General features: G+C 65.7%; 15 protein-coding genes. 8 read left to right on the top strand and 7 right to left on the bottom strand.

Features of this window, described 5'->3' with window-relative positions:
• Positions 1-357 precede the first annotated feature (357 nt).
• The 3 genes from recO to parC all read left to right on the top strand — a co-directional run bounded on the left by recO (position 358) and on the right by parC (position 4,443).
• Positions 358-1,077, top strand: coding sequence for a DNA repair protein RecO (recO, locus tag CH339_RS10085; RefSeq protein WP_111434232.1), 720 nt, complete (start codon positions 358-360; stop codon positions 1,075-1,077).
• A gap of 85 nt (positions 1,078-1,162) precedes the next feature.
• On the top strand, positions 1,163-2,116 hold the full coding sequence (locus CH339_RS10090; protein WP_170138478.1) for a proline dehydrogenase family protein: 954 nt from the start codon (positions 1,163-1,165) through the stop codon (positions 2,114-2,116).
• A 59-nt stretch (positions 2,117-2,175) separates the two neighbouring features.
• Positions 2,176-4,443: a DNA topoisomerase IV subunit A gene (gene parC / locus CH339_RS10095; RefSeq protein ID WP_111434234.1), complete on the top strand. Its 2,268-nt coding sequence runs from the start codon at positions 2,176-2,178 to the stop codon at positions 4,441-4,443.
• Positions 4,444-4,450: 7 nt separating this feature from the next.
• On the opposite strand, the gene CH339_RS10100 is transcribed toward parC, so the two are convergent.
• The 7 genes from CH339_RS10100 to CH339_RS10130 form a co-directional block, all read right to left on the bottom strand.
• A complete protein-coding gene (locus CH339_RS10100) occupies positions 4,451-5,917 on the bottom strand; it encodes a protein adenylyltransferase SelO (RefSeq protein ID WP_111434235.1) in 1,467 nt (488 codons plus the stop codon).
• Between the two features lie 128 nt (positions 5,918-6,045).
• Positions 6,046-7,185: an FAD-dependent oxidoreductase gene (locus CH339_RS10105; RefSeq protein WP_170138479.1), complete on the bottom strand. Its 1,140-nt coding sequence runs from the start codon at positions 7,183-7,185 to the stop codon at positions 6,046-6,048.
• An 88-nt stretch (positions 7,186-7,273) separates the two neighbouring features.
• Entirely contained in the window at positions 7,274-8,011 is a 738-nt protein-coding gene (locus CH339_RS10110; RefSeq protein WP_111434237.1) for an arginyltransferase, read from the bottom strand.
• 81 nt (positions 8,012-8,092) lie between these two features.
• A complete protein-coding gene (locus tag CH339_RS10115) occupies positions 8,093-9,919 on the bottom strand; it encodes an SLC13 family permease (RefSeq protein WP_111434238.1) in 1,827 nt (608 codons plus the stop codon).
• Between the two features lie 197 nt (positions 9,920-10,116).
• A complete protein-coding gene (locus tag CH339_RS10120; RefSeq protein WP_111434295.1) occupies positions 10,117-10,638 on the bottom strand; it encodes an RDD family protein in 522 nt (173 codons plus the stop codon).
• 117 nt (positions 10,639-10,755) lie between these two features.
• Positions 10,756-11,718 carry a porphobilinogen synthase gene (gene hemB, locus CH339_RS10125; protein WP_244668902.1) on the bottom strand — a complete coding sequence of 321 codons (963 nt, stop codon included), beginning with the start codon at positions 11,716-11,718 and terminating at the stop codon, positions 10,756-10,758.
• A 205-nt stretch (positions 11,719-11,923) separates the two neighbouring features.
• Complete coding sequence (locus tag CH339_RS10130; RefSeq protein WP_111434240.1) at positions 11,924-12,421, bottom strand: protoglobin domain-containing protein; 498 nt, start codon at positions 12,419-12,421, stop codon at positions 11,924-11,926.
• A gap of 720 nt (positions 12,422-13,141) precedes the next feature.
• Here CH339_RS10130 and CH339_RS10135 point away from each other — a divergent pair.
• From CH339_RS10135 to CH339_RS10150, 5 genes are all read left to right on the top strand, one after another.
• On the top strand, positions 13,142-15,079 hold the full coding sequence (locus CH339_RS10135; protein WP_111434241.1) for a methyl-accepting chemotaxis protein: 1,938 nt from the start codon (positions 13,142-13,144) through the stop codon (positions 15,077-15,079).
• Positions 15,080-15,230: 151 nt separating this feature from the next.
• Positions 15,231-16,370, top strand: a complete 1,140-nt coding sequence (locus CH339_RS10140) for an acyl-CoA dehydrogenase family protein (RefSeq protein WP_111434242.1) — start codon at positions 15,231-15,233, stop codon at positions 16,368-16,370.
• Positions 16,371-16,376: 6 nt separating this feature from the next.
• Positions 16,377-16,526 carry a hypothetical protein gene (locus CH339_RS24655; RefSeq protein WP_170138480.1) on the top strand — a complete coding sequence of 50 codons (150 nt, stop codon included), beginning with the start codon at positions 16,377-16,379 and terminating at the stop codon, positions 16,524-16,526.
• Positions 16,527-16,533: 7 nt separating this feature from the next.
• Positions 16,534-17,586: an enoyl-CoA hydratase/isomerase family protein gene (locus CH339_RS10145; protein WP_111434243.1), complete on the top strand. Its 1,053-nt coding sequence runs from the start codon at positions 16,534-16,536 to the stop codon at positions 17,584-17,586.
• Between the two features lie 20 nt (positions 17,587-17,606).
• The gene (locus tag CH339_RS10150) at positions 17,607-18,020 is read left to right on the top strand and encodes a DUF6163 family protein (RefSeq protein WP_111434244.1); all 414 of its coding nucleotides are present in this window, start codon (positions 17,607-17,609) and stop codon (positions 18,018-18,020) included.
• Positions 18,021-18,030: the final 10 nt, after the last annotated feature.

The following is an 18,030-nucleotide window of genomic DNA, read 5'->3' on the forward strand; positions in this document are numbered from 1 at the left end:
ACGCCGCGAAACGTCTGAAACCAAGTAGAATCAATGCCATGCACCCTGTCTACAAAATTAGACCGGACAGTAGTGGGCTTGACCCGGCAATCCATAGGGCATTTGATTTCAAACGGTTAGGTCAGTTTGTGTTCGAAGTGCAGGCGGACCGCGACAGGACGTGCTGGACCATCCCCTGCCGCACCGCCGGACTGGATTGCTTCGCTGCGCTCGCAATGACGCGTTACATTTTCGTCGTCATTGCGAGGGTCCGAAGGACGGGGAGCGGCGCGTGACGCGAGCCTGGGGAGGCCGACGCGGCAATCCAGCCTTTCGGCAGCCCTGCGAAAGAAGGCCGAGAGACGGGCGCGAAAAAAAATGGAATGGAGCGACGAGGGAACGGTCATCGGCGTGCGCCGCCACGGCGAGACCAGCGTCATTCTGGAAATGATGACCGTAGCCCATGGCCGGCATCTGGGCCTCGTCCGCGGCGGCCGCTCGCGCCGGCACCAGGCCACCCTGCAACCCGGCAACGACCTTTCAATCACCTGGCGCGCGCGGCTCGACAGCCATCTCGGCCTCTATGCCGTCGAACCCCTGAAGCTGCGTGCCGCAAACGTCATGGAGACCGCGTTCGGTGTCCATGTGGTGCAGACCGTCTCGTCCCTCTTACGCCTGCTGCCCGAACGCGACCCGCACCAGCGCCTGCACCTGATGGCCGTCGCCATCCTCGATCACCTTTCCGACGCCCCGCTCACCGGCGAACTGCTGGTCCGCTTCGAGACCCGGCTCCTGGAAGAACTCGGCTTCGGCCTCGACCTCACCTCCTGCGCGGCGACGGGCACGCGCGAGGACCTCGCCTACGTTTCGCCGAAATCGGCCCGCGCCGTCTCGCGACAGGCCGGGCAGCCCTATAAGGACAAGCTCCTGCCCCTGCCGCCCTTCCTCCTCGCCGATCCCGGCGAGCGCCCGCCCGCCGAGGATATCTCAGCCGGCCTCGCACTCACCGGCTTCTTCCTCACCCGCCACATCTTCGAGCCCCGCGGCCTGCCCCCCTTGCGCGAGCGCGACCGGATCGTGGAGGAACTGAAGGGGTAAGGCCATGCGCGCTCGTGTCCCGCGCTCTAACCCGGTTCATCTGCTAACCCTTGGCGGCGATCGTCCCAAGCCGGAGTTCTTTTCGATGCTGAGACGTCTGTGGCAGTCGGCAATGATCGGCCTTGCGCGTTCCGCCTCGCTAAAGGGCTTGATGCAGAACAACCGCACGGCCGCCGCCATGATGCAGCGCTATGTGGCCGGGGGAACGGCCGGGGAGGCGGTCGCCACCGCCCGCGACCTCGCCGCCAAGGGCATCTCCGTCTCCCTGTTCTATCTCGGCGAATATGTCGAGACCCGCGAGGGCATCGACGAGGCGGTCCGGGAGAAGTTGGCCGCGATCAAGGCGCTGTCGGACGCCGGCCTCGACATCCACGTCTCCGTCGACCCGACCCAGATCGGCCTCGGCGTCTCCTCCGACCTGATGGCGGAGAACGCGCGCACGATCGGCCACGCACTGGCGGATGCCGCCCGCGGCCCCGGCCGCCATTGCCTGATGCTCGACATGGAAGACCACACGACCATCGATGCAACGCTCGCGCTGCACGATGACCTCGCCGCGGGCGGCATCCCCGTGGCGGTCACCCTGCAGGCCTACCTGAAGCGCACCGAAGCCGATCTTCAAGCCCGCATCCAGCCGGGCGGCATGGTCCGCCTCGTCAAGGGCGCCTTCGTCGCCGGCCCCGAGATCGCCCATGTCGGCAACGCGGCCATCAAGGAGAATTCGCGAAAACTCATCGACCTGATGCTCTCGCAAAAGGCCCGCGACTGCGGCTTCTATCCCGTTATCGCGACCCATGACGACCGCCTGCAGGACTACGCCATCGAGCGCGCCAAAGCGATCGGCTGGGCGCCCGACGCTTACGAGTTCGAAATGCTCTTCGGCGTCCGCACGAAGCTCGCGGAAACCCTGGCTGCAAGCGGCCACCGTATCCGCCTCTACACCCCCTTCGGCCGCGACTGGTGGCCCTACGGCATCCGCCGCATCGGCGAGAACCCGGCAAGCCTGCCACTGCTGGTGAGGTCGCTTGTGAGCAGGTAGGTGTTCGCTACGCGCCCAACTCCCTTGCCAGCCGCCGCCCCCGCCGGTACTGAAATCCCATGGGAAACGAGGTGATTCCCCCGTCCGGCGGGGTCGAGAGCGTCAATCTGCGCGAGGCGCTGGAAGAGCGGTATCTTGCCTATGCGCTCTCCACGATCATGCACCGCGCCCTGCCGGATGTGCGCGACGGGCTGAAGCCCGTCCACCGGCGGCTGCTCTATGCCATGCGGCTGTTGAAGCTCGACCCCGGCCAGGGCTTCAAGAAATGCGCCCGCGTCGTCGGCGACGTCATGGGTAAGTTCCACCCCCATGGCGACCAGGCGATCTACGACGCCATGGTGCGGCTGGCGCAGGACTTCTCCGTCCGCTATCCGCTGGTCGAGGGCCAGGGCAATTTCGGCAATATCGACGGCGATAACGCCGCCGCCATGCGCTACACAGAGGCGCGGCTGACCGACATCGCAAAGCGCCTGCTCGACGGCATCGACGAGGACGCGGTCGACTTCCGCGAAACCTATGACGGCGAGGACGAGGAGCCGATTGTCCTGCCGGGCGGCTTTCCGAACTTGCTTGCCAACGGCTCGTCGGGCATCGCCGTCGGCATGGCGACCTCCATCCCGCCGCACAATGCGGCCGAGCTGTGCATCGCCGCGCGTCACCTCATCAAGCATCCGAACGCCACCATCGACAAGCTGGTTGACTATGTGCCGGGCCCGGATTTCCCGACCGGCGGCATCATCGTCGACAGCCGCGACAGCATCGTCGAGGCCTACACCACCGGCCGCGGCGGGTTCCGCGTGCGCTCCCGCTGGCACCAGGAGGACCACAAGCGCGGCACCTGGGTCATCGTCGTCACCGAGATCCCCTATCAGGTGCAAAAGGCGCGGCTGATCGAAAAGATCGCCGAACTCCTGCAGGCCCGCCGCCTGCCGCTCCTCGCCGATATCCGCGACGAGTCGGCCGAGGACGTGCGCATCGTGCTGGAGCCGCGCGCGCGCACGGTCGATCCCGCGCTGATGATGGAATCCCTCTTCAAGCTGACGGACCTTGAGAGCCGCATTCCGCTCAACATGAACGTGCTGTCGCGCGGCCAGGTGCCGAACGTGCTCGGCCTGCGCGATGTGTTGCTGCAATGGCTGGAGCATCGCCGGGAGGTGCTGGTCCGCCGCGCCCGGCACCGGCTCGGCAAGATCGAGCACCGGCTGGAGGTCCTCGGCGGCTACCTCATCGCCTATCTCAACCTCGACGAGGTGATCCGCATCATCCGCGAGGAGGACGAGCCGAAGAAGGAGCTGATGCGGGTCTTCGAGCTGACGGACGTCCAGGCCGAGGCGATTCTCAACATGCGCCTGCGCGCGCTGAGGAAGCTCGAAGAGCTGGAAATCCGGAAAGAGCATGAGGCGCTGACGGCGGAAAAGGCCGAGATCGAGGCGCTGCTCGGCTCCGAAGAGGCCCAGTGGAAGAAGATTTCCGACGAACTGACCGAGATCGCCAAGGCCTATGGCCCGACGACGGAGCTGGGCAAGCGCCGCACGGATTTCGGCGAGGCGCCGGAGCACCAGGACGCCGACATCAAGGAGGCGATGATCGAGCGCGAGCCGATCACCGTCGTCGTCTCCGAAAAGGGCTGGATCCGCGCCCTGAAGGGCCACGGCCAGGACCTCACCAGCCTTGCCTTCAAGCAGGGCGACAAGCTGGGACATGCCTTTCCGGCCGAGACCACCGACAAGATCCTCGTTTTTTCGACGGGCGGGCGCTTCTACACCCTGTCGGCGGACAGGCTGCCCGGCGGGCGCGGCCATGGCGAGCCGGTCCGCATCATGGTCGACATGGACCAGGATCAGGATGTGGTCGCCGTCTTCGTCCACAGGCCCGGCCGCAAGCTCTTGGTCGCGGCGACCGACGGGCGCGGCTTCGTCGTCGCCGAGGACGAGGTGATCGCGAGCACCCGAAAGGGCAAGCAGGTGCTGACCGTCACAGGGACCGACGAAGCAAAAATCTGCCGCCCGGTCGTGCGCGACGGCGTTTCAGGCGACACGGTCGCCGTCGTCGGCCAGAACCGGAAGCTGTTGATTTTCCCGCTGGAACAGGTGCCGGAAATGGGCCGCGGCCGCGGCGTCCGCCTGCAGCGCTACAAGGACGGCGGCATATCGGATGTGCGCGTGTTCTCCGGCGAGGCGGGCCTCACCTGGTCGGATTCGGCCGGCCGCACCCACACAAGAAGCCTCGACGAACTGACCGAATGGCGCGGCGAACGCGCCCAGGCCGGCCGCATCGCCCCGACAGGCTTCCCCCGTGGCAACCGGTTTGGGGACGAGGGGCTCTGAGCCTGTATCAGGTCCCGCAGAAAGTCTGACGGATTTCCTCGCCCGGCTCGGGCGGCAGGGCGTAGCGGCCAAGACCCGCCCGTTCGGTGAAGGGATCGGCGAGCACGTCCAGCAACGTCTCGAACGGCCCGGTGTCGTCATTCTCGACGGCGGCCTGAAGTGCTTCCTCGACCATGTGGTTGCGCGGGATGTAGATCGGGTTGGCGGCGTTGAGCCGCGCGGCGATCTCGGAAAGGGAAACGCCTTCTTCGCCGAGCCGCGCCCGCCATTTCGCCGCCCAGCGGTCGAATTCCGTCGGGTCGACGAAGAGCGACCTCGATCCGCGATCCGTATCCTCTTCAAGGCTTTCCGCAAGCCGGCGGAAGGTGAGGGTGAAGTCGGCCTCGCTGCGTGACATCGCCTCGAGCAGCTCCTGCAGAAGCTCCCCATCGCCCTCGCGCGGCTCTGACAGGCCGAGCTTTGCGGAAAAGAGCGCCAGCTTTTCCCGCTCGAACAGCGCCGGGAAAGCATCGATGGCCGCCTGCGCGGGCGCAACGGCCGCCTCCATGTCCTCATCGATCAGCGGTAAGAGGCACTGGGCGAACTGCGCCAGGTTCCATTGCGCCATGGCCGGCTGGTTGCCGAAGGCGTAGCGCCCGTAATGGTCGATAGAACTGTAGACCCGGCCCGGATGATAGAAATCCATGAAGGCGCAGGGGCCGAAATCGATGGTCTCGCCGGAGACCGCCATGTTGTCGGTGTTCATGACGCCGTGGATGAAGCCGACCGACATCCACTGGGCCACCAGCCGCGCTTGGCGTTCGACGACGGTTTCCAAGAGAGCAAGGGCCGGGCGGTCCGCTTGGCCAAGCTCCGGATAGAGACGGTCGATGACGTGCCGGCCGAGCCGGGCGATGGCGTCGACGTCCTCGCGTGCGGCGAAATACTGGAAGGTGCCGACACGCACATGGCTGCGGGCAACGCGGGCAAGCACCGCACCGGGCAGCCGCGCCTCGCGATAGACCGGCTCGCCGGTTTTCACCGCGGCAAGCGCCCGCGTCGTCGGGATGCCGAGGGCATGCATCGCTTCGGCAACAATATATTCCCTGAGAACCGGGCCGACGGCGGCCCGCCCGTCGCCGCCGCGCGAGAACGGCGTGCGCCCCGAGCCCTTCAGGTGCAGATCGAAGCGAACGCCGTGAGGGTCCACCACCTCGCCGACGAGCACGGCCCGCCCGTCGCCGAGCTGCGGCACGAAATTGCCGAACTGGTGGCCGGCATAGGCCATGGCGATGGGCTCGGCCGTCTCCGGAAAGCGGTTGCCGGACAGCATGTCGAGGCCCTCGGGCGAGGAAAGAAAGTCTGCATTGAGCCCGAGCGCCTCCGCCAGTCCGACGTTCACCTTGATGAGCTCAGGCGCCCGGACGGGTGAGGGCTCCATCCGCGCAAAGAAGCGGTCGGGAAGTTCGGAATAGGTGTTCTGGAAGGAAAGCAAGGCAAAGACCCCGGAAGAAAACGCAATACGCGACCGACGCGCGCGGCTCCCGGGGTTTTAGGGTTTTGTCACGGGAATGACAGGTGCGATTGGAGCGGGCGACGAGAAGAATTTCAGCACGCCGGGTCTCACGCCACGCGCTTGAGCCTCACCGCCGCTTCCTTCCAGACCCGGCGCTTCAGCCGCCGGGCGGTGCGCCGGAGGCGCCATTTGAGGGCAGTGTCCTTGGCCGTCCGCCGCATGCGCATGGTGAGCGCGGCCGTTTCCGCATCGACCTTCCGTTTGCGTTCGTCGCCATAGAATTGGGCGATGTCTTCCGCCGAGATCGCGCCGGCCTCCAGCCATTTCGCCGCATATGTTCCGGCCAGAATCTCCACGTCGTTGAGCACCTTGGTAAGGCCGGTGCCGGTGGTCGGGCAGACGGCGGAGTAGGCGTCGCCGGTCAGCACGATCCCGGGCAGCGCCGGCCCTTCCGTGCGATAGAGGTTGAGGGCGAAGCGGTCGATCCGGCCGGTAACGCGGAAATCGCCGGTGACCTGTTTGAGGCCGGGCATCAGGCGGAAGAGGGCCTCCGCCGGGGCGTCCGCAATCTCCGCGATGCGCGGGTCGTCGCCGGTCCAGTAGGCAAAGACGTTGAGGCGCATGCCTTCGGCGACCGGAAAGAAGGTGGCAAGGGCGATGTCGGAATCCTCCCGGTCGCCCCAATAGGTCATGTCCTGGAACGAAAAGCCGGCGGCCTCCGTCGCCTCGATGGTCATGCCGAGCGAGACGCTATGCGACGGGCTGACGATGTTGCGGGTGAGCCCTAGGCGGGTGAGGAGTTTTGGCGCATGGCCGGTGGTCAGGACCACGAGCTTTGGCCGAAGTGTCTCGCCCTGATCCAGTTCGACCGTGGGTCCGTCATCACCGGTCGAGATCGACGTCACCCGTGCGGTGCGGAAATCGATCGCCTCGGGCAGGGCGCCGCGCAGGAGGTTGACGAGGTCGTGGTAGAGGATGCCGTAGTGCTCGGTCGGGCCGGTGCTGACGGCCGTGCCCATCCAGGCGTCGGTGACGCGCGTGATCGGCGTTGAATGTGCGGCAACGAGGTCGAGGAACCCCATCCGGCGCAGGCGCTCGGCCTGGTCCTTGCCGACGAACTCGCATTTGAAGGTCGGCGGGCAGGGGTGCCGCGCATCGATCAGGGTGACGTCCAGGCCCTGGCGGTGCAGCAGCGCCGCCGTCAGCGTGCCGCCAACCCCGGCACCGACAATGACAACGTCAGCCATCGTTTCGCGCATCCTTTTGAAACGGTTTTCTTTTCAAGGATGCGGGTCAGCAAGTTCCGTGCCGGCGAGGCAGGGATACGGCCGCTGTCTATTCCCAGCCGTGCGGCCCGAGCTTTTCCTGGGGCTGGAAGCGGGTCTTGTAGTCCATCTTCGGCGAGCCATCGACCCAGTAGCCGAGATAGACGTAAGGCAGGCCGCGCGCCCGCGCCCGGGCGATATGATCGAGGATCATGAGCGTGCCGAGGCTGCGGTCCGGCATCTCCGTGTCGAAGAAGGAATAGACCATGGACAGGCCATCGGAGAGGATGTCGGTCAGCGCGGTCGCCACCAGCGCGCCGTCGCCGGCCTCCGTGATGCCGCTGTCGGGGCCGCGCAGGCGATACTCGATGACCATGGTGTCGACATGGGTGTCCTCGACCATCATGGCGTAGTCGAGCACGGTCATGTCGGCCATGCCGCCGTCGGCGTGGCGCGCATCCAGATAGCTGCGGAACAGGGAATACTGCTCGGAAGACGGCTTTGCCGCGCCCTCGCGGCCGATCAGGTCGGCGTTGCGGTTGCGGATGCGCCGGAACGAGCGGCTGTCCTCGAAATGCTCGGTATCGACGCGGACCGAGACGCAGGCCCGGCAGCCCTCGCAGGCCGGCCGGTAGGCGATGTTCTGGGAGCGCCGGAACCCGCCCTGGGTCAGGATGTCGTTGAGCGTCGAGGCCCGGGCGCCGACCAGATGCGTGAACACCTTGCGCTCCTGGCGCCCGCGCAGGTACGGGCAGGGAGACGGCGCCGTCAGGTAGAATTGCGGATTATCGATATATTGCCGTGTCATTCGCCGTCGTCCGGGCGCCCCCCGAGCGCCCCTTCACGCTGGCCACAAACCATCCCCGTGTCCAGCCCGATCCAATACGGATCACAGACCATAAACCATTGGCGCGACCACTGTGAAGACAATCCACATCAACAGCACGAGCGGAATGCCGGCGCGCAGGAAATCGGCGAAGCGGTAGTGCCCCGGTCCCATGACGAGAAGGTTGGTCTGGTAGCCGATCGGCGTCGCGAAGGAGCAGTTGGCGCCGAGGATGACGGCAACGACGAAGGGCTCGGCGGGAAGGCCGGCGCGGGCAGCGATGCCGATGGCGATCGGCGTGAAGAGCACGGCCGTCGCGTTGTTGGAAAGGACGTTGGTGAGAAGGGCGATCATCAGGAACAGGCCGGAGAGCAGCACGGTCGCCGACTGGCCCTCCATCGCCGCGACCATCGCCGAAGCGACGGCCGACGCCCCGCCGGTCGCCTCCAGGGCGGTGGCGTTGGCAAGTGCCGCGCCGACCAGCATGACGATGCGCCCGTCGATGGCGCGCACCGCCTGGCGCACATTGAGGCAGCGGAACGCCAGCATGGCGAGCGCGCCGGACAGCGCCGAGGTGACGATCGGCACGACGCCGGTGGCGGCAAGGAGGACGACAGCGGCGAAGATGATCAGCGCCCGCCCGGCGAACTGGCGCTGCGGCACCTCGCTTGCCGACCATTCCATCAGGATGACGTCGTGGTTGGCGCGAAGGCCTTCCACATCGTCGCGCCGGCCGGCGAACAAAAGCACGTCGCCGGCCTCCAGCCGGATGTCGCGCATCGGCATGCGCGGCATGCGCGAGCGCCGCTGGATGCCGAGGACGACGCAGTCGGTGTCGGAGGAAAGGCCGGAATTGGTGATGGTCCGGCCGGTGAGGCGCGAGCCGGGGGCGACGATCGCCTCGGCGAGCGTCAGTTCGTCCGGCTGGCCCTTGCGCTCGCCCGGGTCCATCGGCGGATGCCGGCCGGAGATCAGCGTTGCTTTGCCGGTGAGGGCGGACGACAGGGTCGAGCGGGTGGCGGCGACGATGACGGTGTCGCCGATGGCCAGCGTGACGTTCTCGAAGGGCGGCAGGATCGGGTTGTCGCCGCGCTGGACGAGCCGCACCGTCATATCCTTCAGCGCCGGAAAGAAGCCGGCAACGGCACTCTGGCCGACCAGCGGGTGACCGGGGCGGATCTCGATCTGGGCGATGAACTGCTTGCCGGAGGCCGAGCGCAGCTCCTCGGCCATGTTCTGGCGCGGCTTCAACAGCCGCGGCATGACGGCGAGCACATAGACCGCACCGGCAATGGCCATGATCGAGGCGATCGGCGTGAAGGAGAAGAAGGAAAGGGTGACAGCGCCGGAATGGGCGGCGACGTCGGCGACCAAGAGGTTGGTCGACGAGCCGATCAGCGTCGTCATGCCGCCGAGGATGGTGATGAAGGACAGCGGCATCAGGATGCGCGACGCCGACACGTTCTGGATCGCGGCAATCGCCGTCATCACCGGCAGCAGCATGACGACGACGGGGGTGTTGTTGAGGAAGGCGCTGATCAGTCCCGCAACGCCGAGCGCGACCAGCGTCGCCAGCATCTTCCGGCTGCGCGCGAATCGCGCCATCGCCCGGACCGGCTGCTCCAGGGCATCAGTATGGAACAGCGCCTGGCCGACGATCAGCAGCGACATCACGGTGATCAGGGCCGGATTGGCGAAGCCGGCAAGCAGATCCGCCGGCGTCACTTGGGCCGGTCCCGGCAGCGGAAACAGCGTGAAGACGAGGATCAGCGCGACGATCGAGCCGAGCGACACCACCTCGATGGAGAGCTTTTCCAGCGCATAGAGGACGACCGTGACGCCGATAACGGCGAAAGTCAGCCACATCTGAATGTCGGGCGCGAACGCCATCCACCACTCCACCGGGACGCAATCCGTCCAGTGGTAACCGAGAATGGCGCGGCTGTCTTCACGTCAGCAAGCCGCATCCCGAGGAAATTCGATGTCAGATCACAGAAACCGGAACAATGTGCTGGAAGTGTTCCAAAAAGGGCGTGTTTTTCCGGCTCTCCGGGCCGTCCGTTTCGCGGCGACGACCCGGCCGGCGTTTATCGTTCGTAGCGGCCGAAGCGCCCGTATTCCGCATCGCCCGGCGAATTGATGACGACGGTGCCGAGCAGCATGTCGTGCAGCAGGCGCTTGCGGTCCGAAATCAGCGACACCAGGAGCACGAACGGCGTCAGGAACACGACCGACAGCCAGTAGCCGAGGGCGTGGACGGCGGCGAGCAGCGGGTACATCGGCGCCCCGTCCCACAGCCGCATCTCCAGCCCCATCGCCCGCATGCCGGGGGTCGCCGAGTTCGGCCCGCCGAGGGTGAAGGCGGTGTAGAGGAGGGCGACGGCCTGCCACAGGAAGGCGAAGATCAGCCAGCCGAGGCCGAAGGTGAGCAACCCCAGCACGAAGACGGCAACGCCAGTGACGAACGTCAGCGCCGCGATGGCGACGACGTCGAGCAGGAAGGCGAAGATGCGCCGCCGGCGCACGTCGTCGAACAATTCCGGCTGGCGCACGGGATCGAAGACGAAGTCGCGGGTCTCGGGCCTCGAACGGTCGGTCGTATAGGTCATCGTGCGTTGCTTCCGGTTGCTGGAGCGCGTCTGGTTCACGCCAATAGCTGGGGATTCAACGCCTTCTTTTCAAATGGGTTCCGTTCCGGTCCGCTCAAGCGGCGGTGCCGCCCGGTCTCAGCCCTTCAGCTTTTCCGCCACCATCGGGGCGAAATAGCTGAGGATGCCGTCCGCGCCGGCGCGCTTGAAGGCCATCAGGCTTTCCAGCATCGCCCGGTCGTGGTCGATCCAGCCGTTCTGGCCGGCCGCCGCGATCATCGCGAATTCGCCGGACACCTGATAGGCGAAGGTCGGCATCGCGAAGGTGTCCTTGAGCCGGCGGATGATGTCGAGATAGGGCATGCCGGGCTTGACCATGATCATGTCGGCGCCCTCGGCAATGTCGAGTTCGGCCTCGCGGACCGCCTCGTCGGTGTTGGCCGGATCCATCTGGTAGGTGCGCTTGTCGCCGATCAGCGTCGCGTTGGTGCCGACGGCGTCGCGGAACGGCCCATAGAACGCCGAGGCGTATTTCGCCGCATAGGACATGATCTGGACGTTCCGGAACCCGCCCTTGTCGAGGCCCTCGCGGATGGCGCCGATGCGCCCGTCCATCATGTCGGACGGGCCAATGATGTCGGTGCCGGCCTCGGCCTGCACCAGCGCCTGGGTGACGAGCTGGTCGACGGTCTCGTCGTTGAGGATTTCCTCGCCCGACATCAGCCCGTCATGGCCGTGGCTGGTATAGGGGTCGAGGGCGACGTCGGTCATGATGCCGATATCGCCGGTCTCCTCGCGGATCGCCCGGCAGGCCTGGCAGACCAGGTTGTTGGCGTTGAGGGCTTCGGACCCGGTGGCATCGCGCAGGGCCGGGTCGGTATAGGGAAAGACGGCAACGGCCGGAATGCCGAGTTCCGCGGCCCTTGCCACATCGCGGCGGATCTCGTCGACCGACAGCCGCTCCACCCCCGGCATGGAGGCGACCGGCTGGCGCACATTCGACCCGGCAATGACGAACAGCGGCCAGATCAGGTCGTCGACGGTGAGGGTGTTCTCGCGGACCATGCGCCGCGCCCAGTCGCTCTTGCGGTTGCGGCGCATGCGGCGCCCGCCGACGATCTCGTCGACGCTGGTGCGGTCGGGGTTCGAAGAGGGGCGCGATTGAAAGGTCATCGAATTTATCCGTTGCGGCGGCGTTTTTCAGAGACGGTCCCTGTCTAGCACGCGCCACGGAGCGGATAAATCGGGATTGGTCGGGATACACCGACGCAGGGCCGGGCGCCGACGCGGCGTCCGAGGCGGAGGCCTAGAGTTCGATGATGTTCACTTCCACGTCGAGGGCGCGCACCATGTCGTCCGTGATGATGCTGTTCATCGCCACGATCAGCTCATAGGCCTCGCGCGGGCCGGAGGAGTGCCGCAGGATCTCCTTCTGGAAAGCGTTGAGAAGATACATGTAGGAGGAGATGTAGAAGCTGTGCTTCATGCCGATGTTGAGGTGCAGCACATGCATGGTGCGCAGCCGGGTCTCGTAGTCCGCATCGACCGGATAAAGCACCAGCTGGCGCCAGTGGTTGATCTGCTTGTGCTTGATCAGGCTGCGGTCGAGCTTTTCGATCATCCAGCGGTTGGAGGAGTTCTCGATGCGGTCGTAGAACCGGTCGAGGATCTGCTCGAACTCCAGGGAAATGATCGACCAGAGCTTCTCGCGCAGGTCCGGGCCGATCTCGTCGTTCTGGAACCAGATGCTGGTATCGCCGGGCTCGTCGTCGACGTCCGGCATGGCGGGATTTCGAATGTCCATCAATCGCAGGTCCGTGGATGGTGCGGTTTCGTCCGGGGTCCTTGGAAAATTTTATGGATGTGGTGCCCGCGAGTCGATGCGAGCAAACCACTACATGCAATGAATACGGCCTGGCGTCCGGCCAGAACTGTCAAACGGCCGGAAGAATTACCGATACTGGTTGAATCACCTTTCTAGCGGTAACCCATAACCACTTGAGAACATTTCCAGATTGAGCATTCTCCCGGCGGAGGCCGAATGGGCGCGGCCTGTTGAGGTTGCCGGTATGATAATACCATTGCGACAACATATCATCATGTCCGGCGAGGCCCCGGCGCCGTTTTTCGCGCGGTCCGGGCGAATCACCGGGACCTTGCCCGCAAGCGCTGTCCCGGCAGAGCAGGACGATGCGTTCGGTATTAGTACTTGTATCGAATAGTTTCTATTTTAACGTGTAGTTTTGGCGAAAGTTGCTATGACCACGGGAACAACCGCGAGCTTGTTCCTCCGTTTCGTCCGGAAACGGCGTGGCCTGAACATTCTACTCCGTAAAAAACACCACCGTATAGTTGCATAGGTGCGTCGATTAACTTCGCAGGAAGGAGATTTTTAACCTAAAAAGAGTTTCCTGTGGTTGGCCCGGCAGCATGCACCGCAACCGCCAGCAAGGCGTTTCGCCGCAGGGCCGACCCAGTGCCGGACGGGGGAGATGATCCGGCCTGTACGTCGGAGATTTCAATAATGAAGACAATTCGCGCCCGCATGATGTTGGCGATCGGCGCTCTGGCCGTGCTCGGAGCGGTTTCCACTATCGCCATCGCGCAATGGGTTTCCAGCGACCTGATTTCGACCGCACTTCGCAACGAGGTGGAAAGCACCAAGCAGCAGCTCCGCGCCCGCATCGAGGCCGACAGCCGCCAGGCCCTGGTGCTGGCCGAGGTGATCGCCGGCCAGACCCGCATCCAGCAGCTTTTTGCCGCCGGCGACCGGGAGGCGCTGGCGACCGAGTTCCTCGCCGCCTTCCCGCAGCTGAAGAAGCAGTACGGCATCCGCCAGTTCCAGTTCCATCTGCCGCCGGCAACCTCTTTCCTGCGCGTCCACAAGGCCGAAAAGTTCGGTGACGACCTGTCCGGCTTCCGCAAGACCGTGGTCGAGACCAACGACAAGAAGATGCCGATCTCGGGCCTCGAAAAGGGCGTTGCCGGCATCGGCATCCGCGGTGTCGTGCCGGTCTCCTTCGAGGGCCGGCATGTCGGCTCGGTCGAGTTCGGCCTCGGCTTCCACGATCTCTTCGTCAGGGAATTTGCCGAGGAAACCGGCCACCCGTCCGCCATCTTCCGCTTCGCCGACGCCGGCCCGGAAATCATCGGCAACCAGCTTCCGGAAGAAATGGATGCGACGGCACTGCTGGAAGAGACCGCCGACGGCGGCATCTCTGCGGCGTCGGGCGACTATTTCGTAGAGCAGATGCCGATCCCCGATTTTTCCGGCAATCCGGTCGCTGTCGCCCTCATCGCCGTCGACCAGACCGGCTATCAGGCGACGGCCGCGGCCGCCCGCAATGTGGGCATCGGCGTTGCCGTCCTGCTGCTGCTGATCGCCGGCGGCACGCTCTATTTCTCCAGCCGCTCGATCTTTGCACCGCTGCGCACCGTCACCGACCACGTCGTGGAACTGGCCGACGGGCGCACCGGCTTCAAGGTCGAGGGCGAGGCGCGCCACGACGAGATCGGCGAAATCGCCCGTGCGGTGTCGATCTGCCGGGCCAACCGGGTCGAGCAGGACCGCCTCGAGCAGGCGCAGGAGAGCGAGCACCACGAGCAGGACGTTCGCCAGAAGCGCATCGAGGCGCTGATCGCCGGCTTCCAGTCGACCTCGCAGCAGCTCCTGTCCGGCGTCGAGAACGCCAATTCCAGCCTCAAGGCGACGGCGAGCACGCTGGAACAGGTGGCGCGATCGAGCGCCAAACAGGCCAATTCGGCGACCGATGCGTCCAAGGACGCCTCCGACAACGTCCAGTCGGTGGCCGTTGCGGCCGAGGAACTGGCCTCGTCGATCGAGGAGATCTCCAACCAGGTCGAACGCACCACGGGCATCGTTGAAAAGGCGACCAGCGGTGCCAAGGCGACCAACGAAAAGGTGGCGGGGCTCGCCCAGGCAGCCTCCAAGATCGGCGAGATCATCACCCTGATCCAGGCGATCGCCGAACAGACCAACCTTCTCGCCCTCAACGCCACCATCGAGGCAGCAAGGGCCGGCGAGGCCGGCAAGGGCTTTGCGGTCGTCGCGGCCGAGGTCAAGGAACTGGCCAGCCAGACCGCCAAGGCGACCGAGGAGATCAGCGCCCAGATCGGCGCCATCCAGTCCTCGACCGACGAGGCGGTGGAGTCCATCGGCGGCATCACCGCGACCATGGGCGAGGTCAACGAATACACCAACGCCATCGCCGCGGCCGTCGTCGAACAGGGCTCGGCCACCAACGAGATAAGCAACAATATCGGCAACGCCGCCAGCCGCACCCAGTCCGCGGTGGCCGGCATCGGCGAACTCGACGAGGCGATCACCGAGACCAACCGCTCGGCGAGTTCGGTGCTGGCCGCGACAGAGGAAGCGACCCGCAACACGGAAGCCTTCCGCGCCGAGATCGAGAAATTCCTCGCCGACGTGGCCGCCGCGTAGGCGCGGGGCGAATACCAGGCAACGACTTGCGAACGGCGGTCCCATCGGGGCCGCCGTTTGCTGTTGTGGGGCTCCCGCACCTCCCAACCGCCGATTGACGCGCCCGTTGCCGTCACCTATCCCAGATGAAAACGACAATGAGGAAACGCCGATGGATTTTTCCCTCAGCGAGGAGCAGCGCGCCTTCAGGGAGATGGCGGGTCAGTTCGCCCGCGAGGAGATGGAGCCCCACGCCCGCCGCTGGGACGAGGAGGCGATCTTTCCGGTCGAGACGCTGCAGAAGGCGGCCGCGCTCGGCTTCGGCGGCATCTATGTGCGCGACGACGTCGGCGGCTCCGGCCTCGGCCGGCTCGATGCGGCGATCATCTTCGAGGAGCTGTCGAAGGGTTGCACGTCGACGGCCGCCTACATCTCCATCCACAACATGGCCGCCTGGATGATCGACAGCTACGGCAATGACGACCAGCGCCAGCGCTTCCTGCCGAAACTCTGCACGATGGAGCATTTCGCCAGCTACTGCCTGACGGAACCGGGCTCCGGCTCCGACGCAGCGGCGCTGCGGACGCGGGCGGAGCGCGACGGCGACGACTACGTCCTTAACGGCACTAAGGCCTTCATCTCCGGCGGCGGCGTTTCCGACGTCTATGTCGTCATGGTCCGCACCGGCGGCGACGGCCCCAAGGGCATTTCCTGCCTGGTGGTGGAAAAGGGAACGCCCGGGCTCTCCTTCGGCGCCGAGGAGGTGAAGCTCGGCTGGAAGAGCCAGCCGACGGCCATGGTCCAGTTCGACAATTGCCGGGTGCCGGTGGCGAACCGTCTTGGCGAAGAGGGGGAGGGGTTCCGGATCGCCATGGCCGGGCTCGACGGCGGCCGCATCAATATCGGCGCCTGCTCGCTCGGCGCCGGACAGATCTGCCTGGAGCGCGCCATCGCCTATATGAAAGAGCGCAAGCAGTTCGGCCGCGCCATCGCCGAGTTCCAGGCCCTTCAGTTCCGCGTCGCCGACATGGCCGCGGACCTGGAAGCCGCCCGGCTGATGCTGCACAAGGCGGCGATGATGGTCGACGCCAAGGTCCCCGGCGCCACACGCCAGGCGGCAATGGCCAAGAAGATCGCCACCGACGTCGGCTTCGACGTCGTCAACGGCGCCCTGCAGATGCATGGCGGCTACGGCTATCTGCGCGACTATCCGATCGAACGGCACCTGCGCGACGTGCGCGTCCACCAGATCCTGGAAGGCACCAACGAGATTATGCGCCTGATCATCGCCCGCGACCTTTTCAGGGAGTAGGGCGCCATGTGGCGGCCGGAGCGGGCCTTGTGCGACGCCATCTTCGAGATGTCGCGCGGCCTGCGCGTCCCCCGGGCCGAGGAATTTGCCGGCTTGATGTTGCGGGGCGATGGGCTGATCGTTACGGCAATCGGTATGTTCGGTGAAGGGGTGTGAGTCGGCGATGTCGAGTGTGGAAATCTTCTTTGAAAAGCGTGGCCATGCCGGCGTCGTGACGCTGGCCCGCCCGCAGGCGCTCAATGCCCTGACCCACGAGATGACCAACGAGCTGCAGGCCCAGCTCGATGCCTGGCGCGACGACCAGAGCGTGCGCCACGTCGTCGTCGAGGCGCTCGGCGACAAGGCGTTCTGCGCCGGCGGCGACATCCGCCACATCTACGACATGGGCAAGGCCGGCGATCCGCGCCAGATCGACTTCTTCCGCGACGAATACCGGCTGAATGCCACCATCAAGCACTACCCCAAGCCCTATATCGCGCTCATCAACGGCATCGTCATGGGCGGCGGCGTCGGCATTTCCGTGCACGGCTCGCACCGGGTCGCCACCGAGCGCATCGGCTTTGCCATGCCGGAGGTCGGCATCGGCTTCTTCCCCGATGTCGGGGGCACATATTTCCTGCCGCGGCTGCCGGGCGAGACCGGCATGTATTGCGCACTGACCGGCGCCCGGCTGAAAGAGGCCGATGCCAGCTGGGCCGGCATCGCCACCCACACCGTTGCCTCCGACGACCTTGGTGCCATTATCGAGGCGCTCGCCGGGGCCGACGACGTCGACGCGGCGCTCCACCGGTTCTCACGCGATCCGGGTCCCGCGCCGCTTGCCGAAACGGCGCCGGTGATCGACAGGCTGTTTTCCGCCGACTCGCTCGGCGGCATCCTCGGCGCCCTTGACCGGGAGACGGGCGACGACGCCGACTTCGCCGCAAAGACCGCGGCGACGATCCGCGCCAAGTCGCCGACCAGCCTCCAGATCGCCTTCCAGCAGATGCGCCGCGGCGCCAAGCTTTCCTTTGACGATTGCATGCGGCTGGAATACCGCATTGTCAGCCGGGTCTTGCATGGCCACGATTTCTATGAGGGAATCCGCGCCGCGATCATCGACAAGGATTCCGTGGCGCGCTGGGACCCGCCGGAATTCTCCCATGTCGACAGCATCGACATCGACGCCCATTTCCAGGTGCCGCCCGGCGGCGATCTGGACCTTCCCGACGCATGAGGCCGTTTTCCCCCGTGTCCATGACCCCCGAGGAAACCGAGACGGAAAGGTCGCGCCCGCCCTGGCGCGATATCCTCGTCTGGTACATGCGCCTGCTCGCCATCCACCTGATCGGCGCCGGCATCATCCACTGGGGCCGCATCGTCGGCTACTCCCAGTGGCGCGGCCTGTGGATCTGGGAGATGCCGGTGGAATGGCAGACGGTGACGGCGTTCTTCGCCGTCATCGACCTCGTCGCCGCCGTCGGCCTGTGGCTGACCGTTTCCTGGGGCGTCGTCATCTGGCTGGTGCGGGTGCTGACCCAGGTCGTCATGCACGCGATCTTCTGGGACACCTTCGGAAAGCGCCCCTGGGAGATCACCTTCCTGTTGACGACCGTCGTCATCTATTTCGTACTGACCTGGCTCGCCGAGCGCGAGCGCCAGCGGGAGTGACCCCCGCTTC

Origin of the sequence: Rhodobium orientis, from assembly GCF_003258835.1 — a bacterium.
Classification (GTDB): Bacteria; Pseudomonadota; Alphaproteobacteria; order Rhizobiales; family Rhodobiaceae; genus Rhodobium; species Rhodobium orientis.

Coding starts and splice junctions, on each gene's coding strand:
- recO (WP_111434232.1), top strand. CDS start 358: ATGGAATGGAGCGACGAGGGAACGGTCATCGGCGTGCGCCGCCACGGC.
- CH339_RS10090 (WP_170138478.1), top strand. CDS start 1,163: ATGCTGAGACGTCTGTGGCAGTCGGCAATGATCGGCCTTGCGCGTTCC.
- parC (WP_111434234.1), top strand. CDS start 2,176: ATGGGAAACGAGGTGATTCCCCCGTCCGGCGGGGTCGAGAGCGTCAAT.
- CH339_RS10105 (WP_170138479.1), bottom strand. CDS start 7,185: ATGGCTGACGTTGTCATTGTCGGTGCCGGGGTTGGCGGCACGCTGACG.
- CH339_RS10110 (WP_111434237.1), bottom strand. CDS start 8,011: ATGACACGGCAATATATCGATAATCCGCAATTCTACCTGACGGCGCCG.
- CH339_RS10115 (WP_111434238.1), bottom strand. CDS start 9,919: ATGGCGTTCGCGCCCGACATTCAGATGTGGCTGACTTTCGCCGTTATC.
- CH339_RS10120 (WP_111434295.1), bottom strand. CDS start 10,638: ATGACCTATACGACCGACCGTTCGAGGCCCGAGACCCGCGACTTCGTC.
- hemB (WP_244668902.1), bottom strand. CDS start 11,718: ATGCGCCGCAACCGCAAGAGCGACTGGGCGCGGCGCATGGTCCGCGAG.
- CH339_RS10130 (WP_111434240.1), bottom strand. CDS start 12,421: ATGGACATTCGAAATCCCGCCATGCCGGACGTCGACGACGAGCCCGGC.
- CH339_RS10135 (WP_111434241.1), top strand. CDS start 13,142: ATGAAGACAATTCGCGCCCGCATGATGTTGGCGATCGGCGCTCTGGCC.
- CH339_RS10140 (WP_111434242.1), top strand. CDS start 15,231: ATGGATTTTTCCCTCAGCGAGGAGCAGCGCGCCTTCAGGGAGATGGCG.
- CH339_RS24655 (WP_170138480.1), top strand. CDS start 16,377: ATGTGGCGGCCGGAGCGGGCCTTGTGCGACGCCATCTTCGAGATGTCG.
- CH339_RS10145 (WP_111434243.1), top strand. CDS start 16,534: ATGTCGAGTGTGGAAATCTTCTTTGAAAAGCGTGGCCATGCCGGCGTC.
- CH339_RS10150 (WP_111434244.1), top strand. CDS start 17,607: ATGACCCCCGAGGAAACCGAGACGGAAAGGTCGCGCCCGCCCTGGCGC.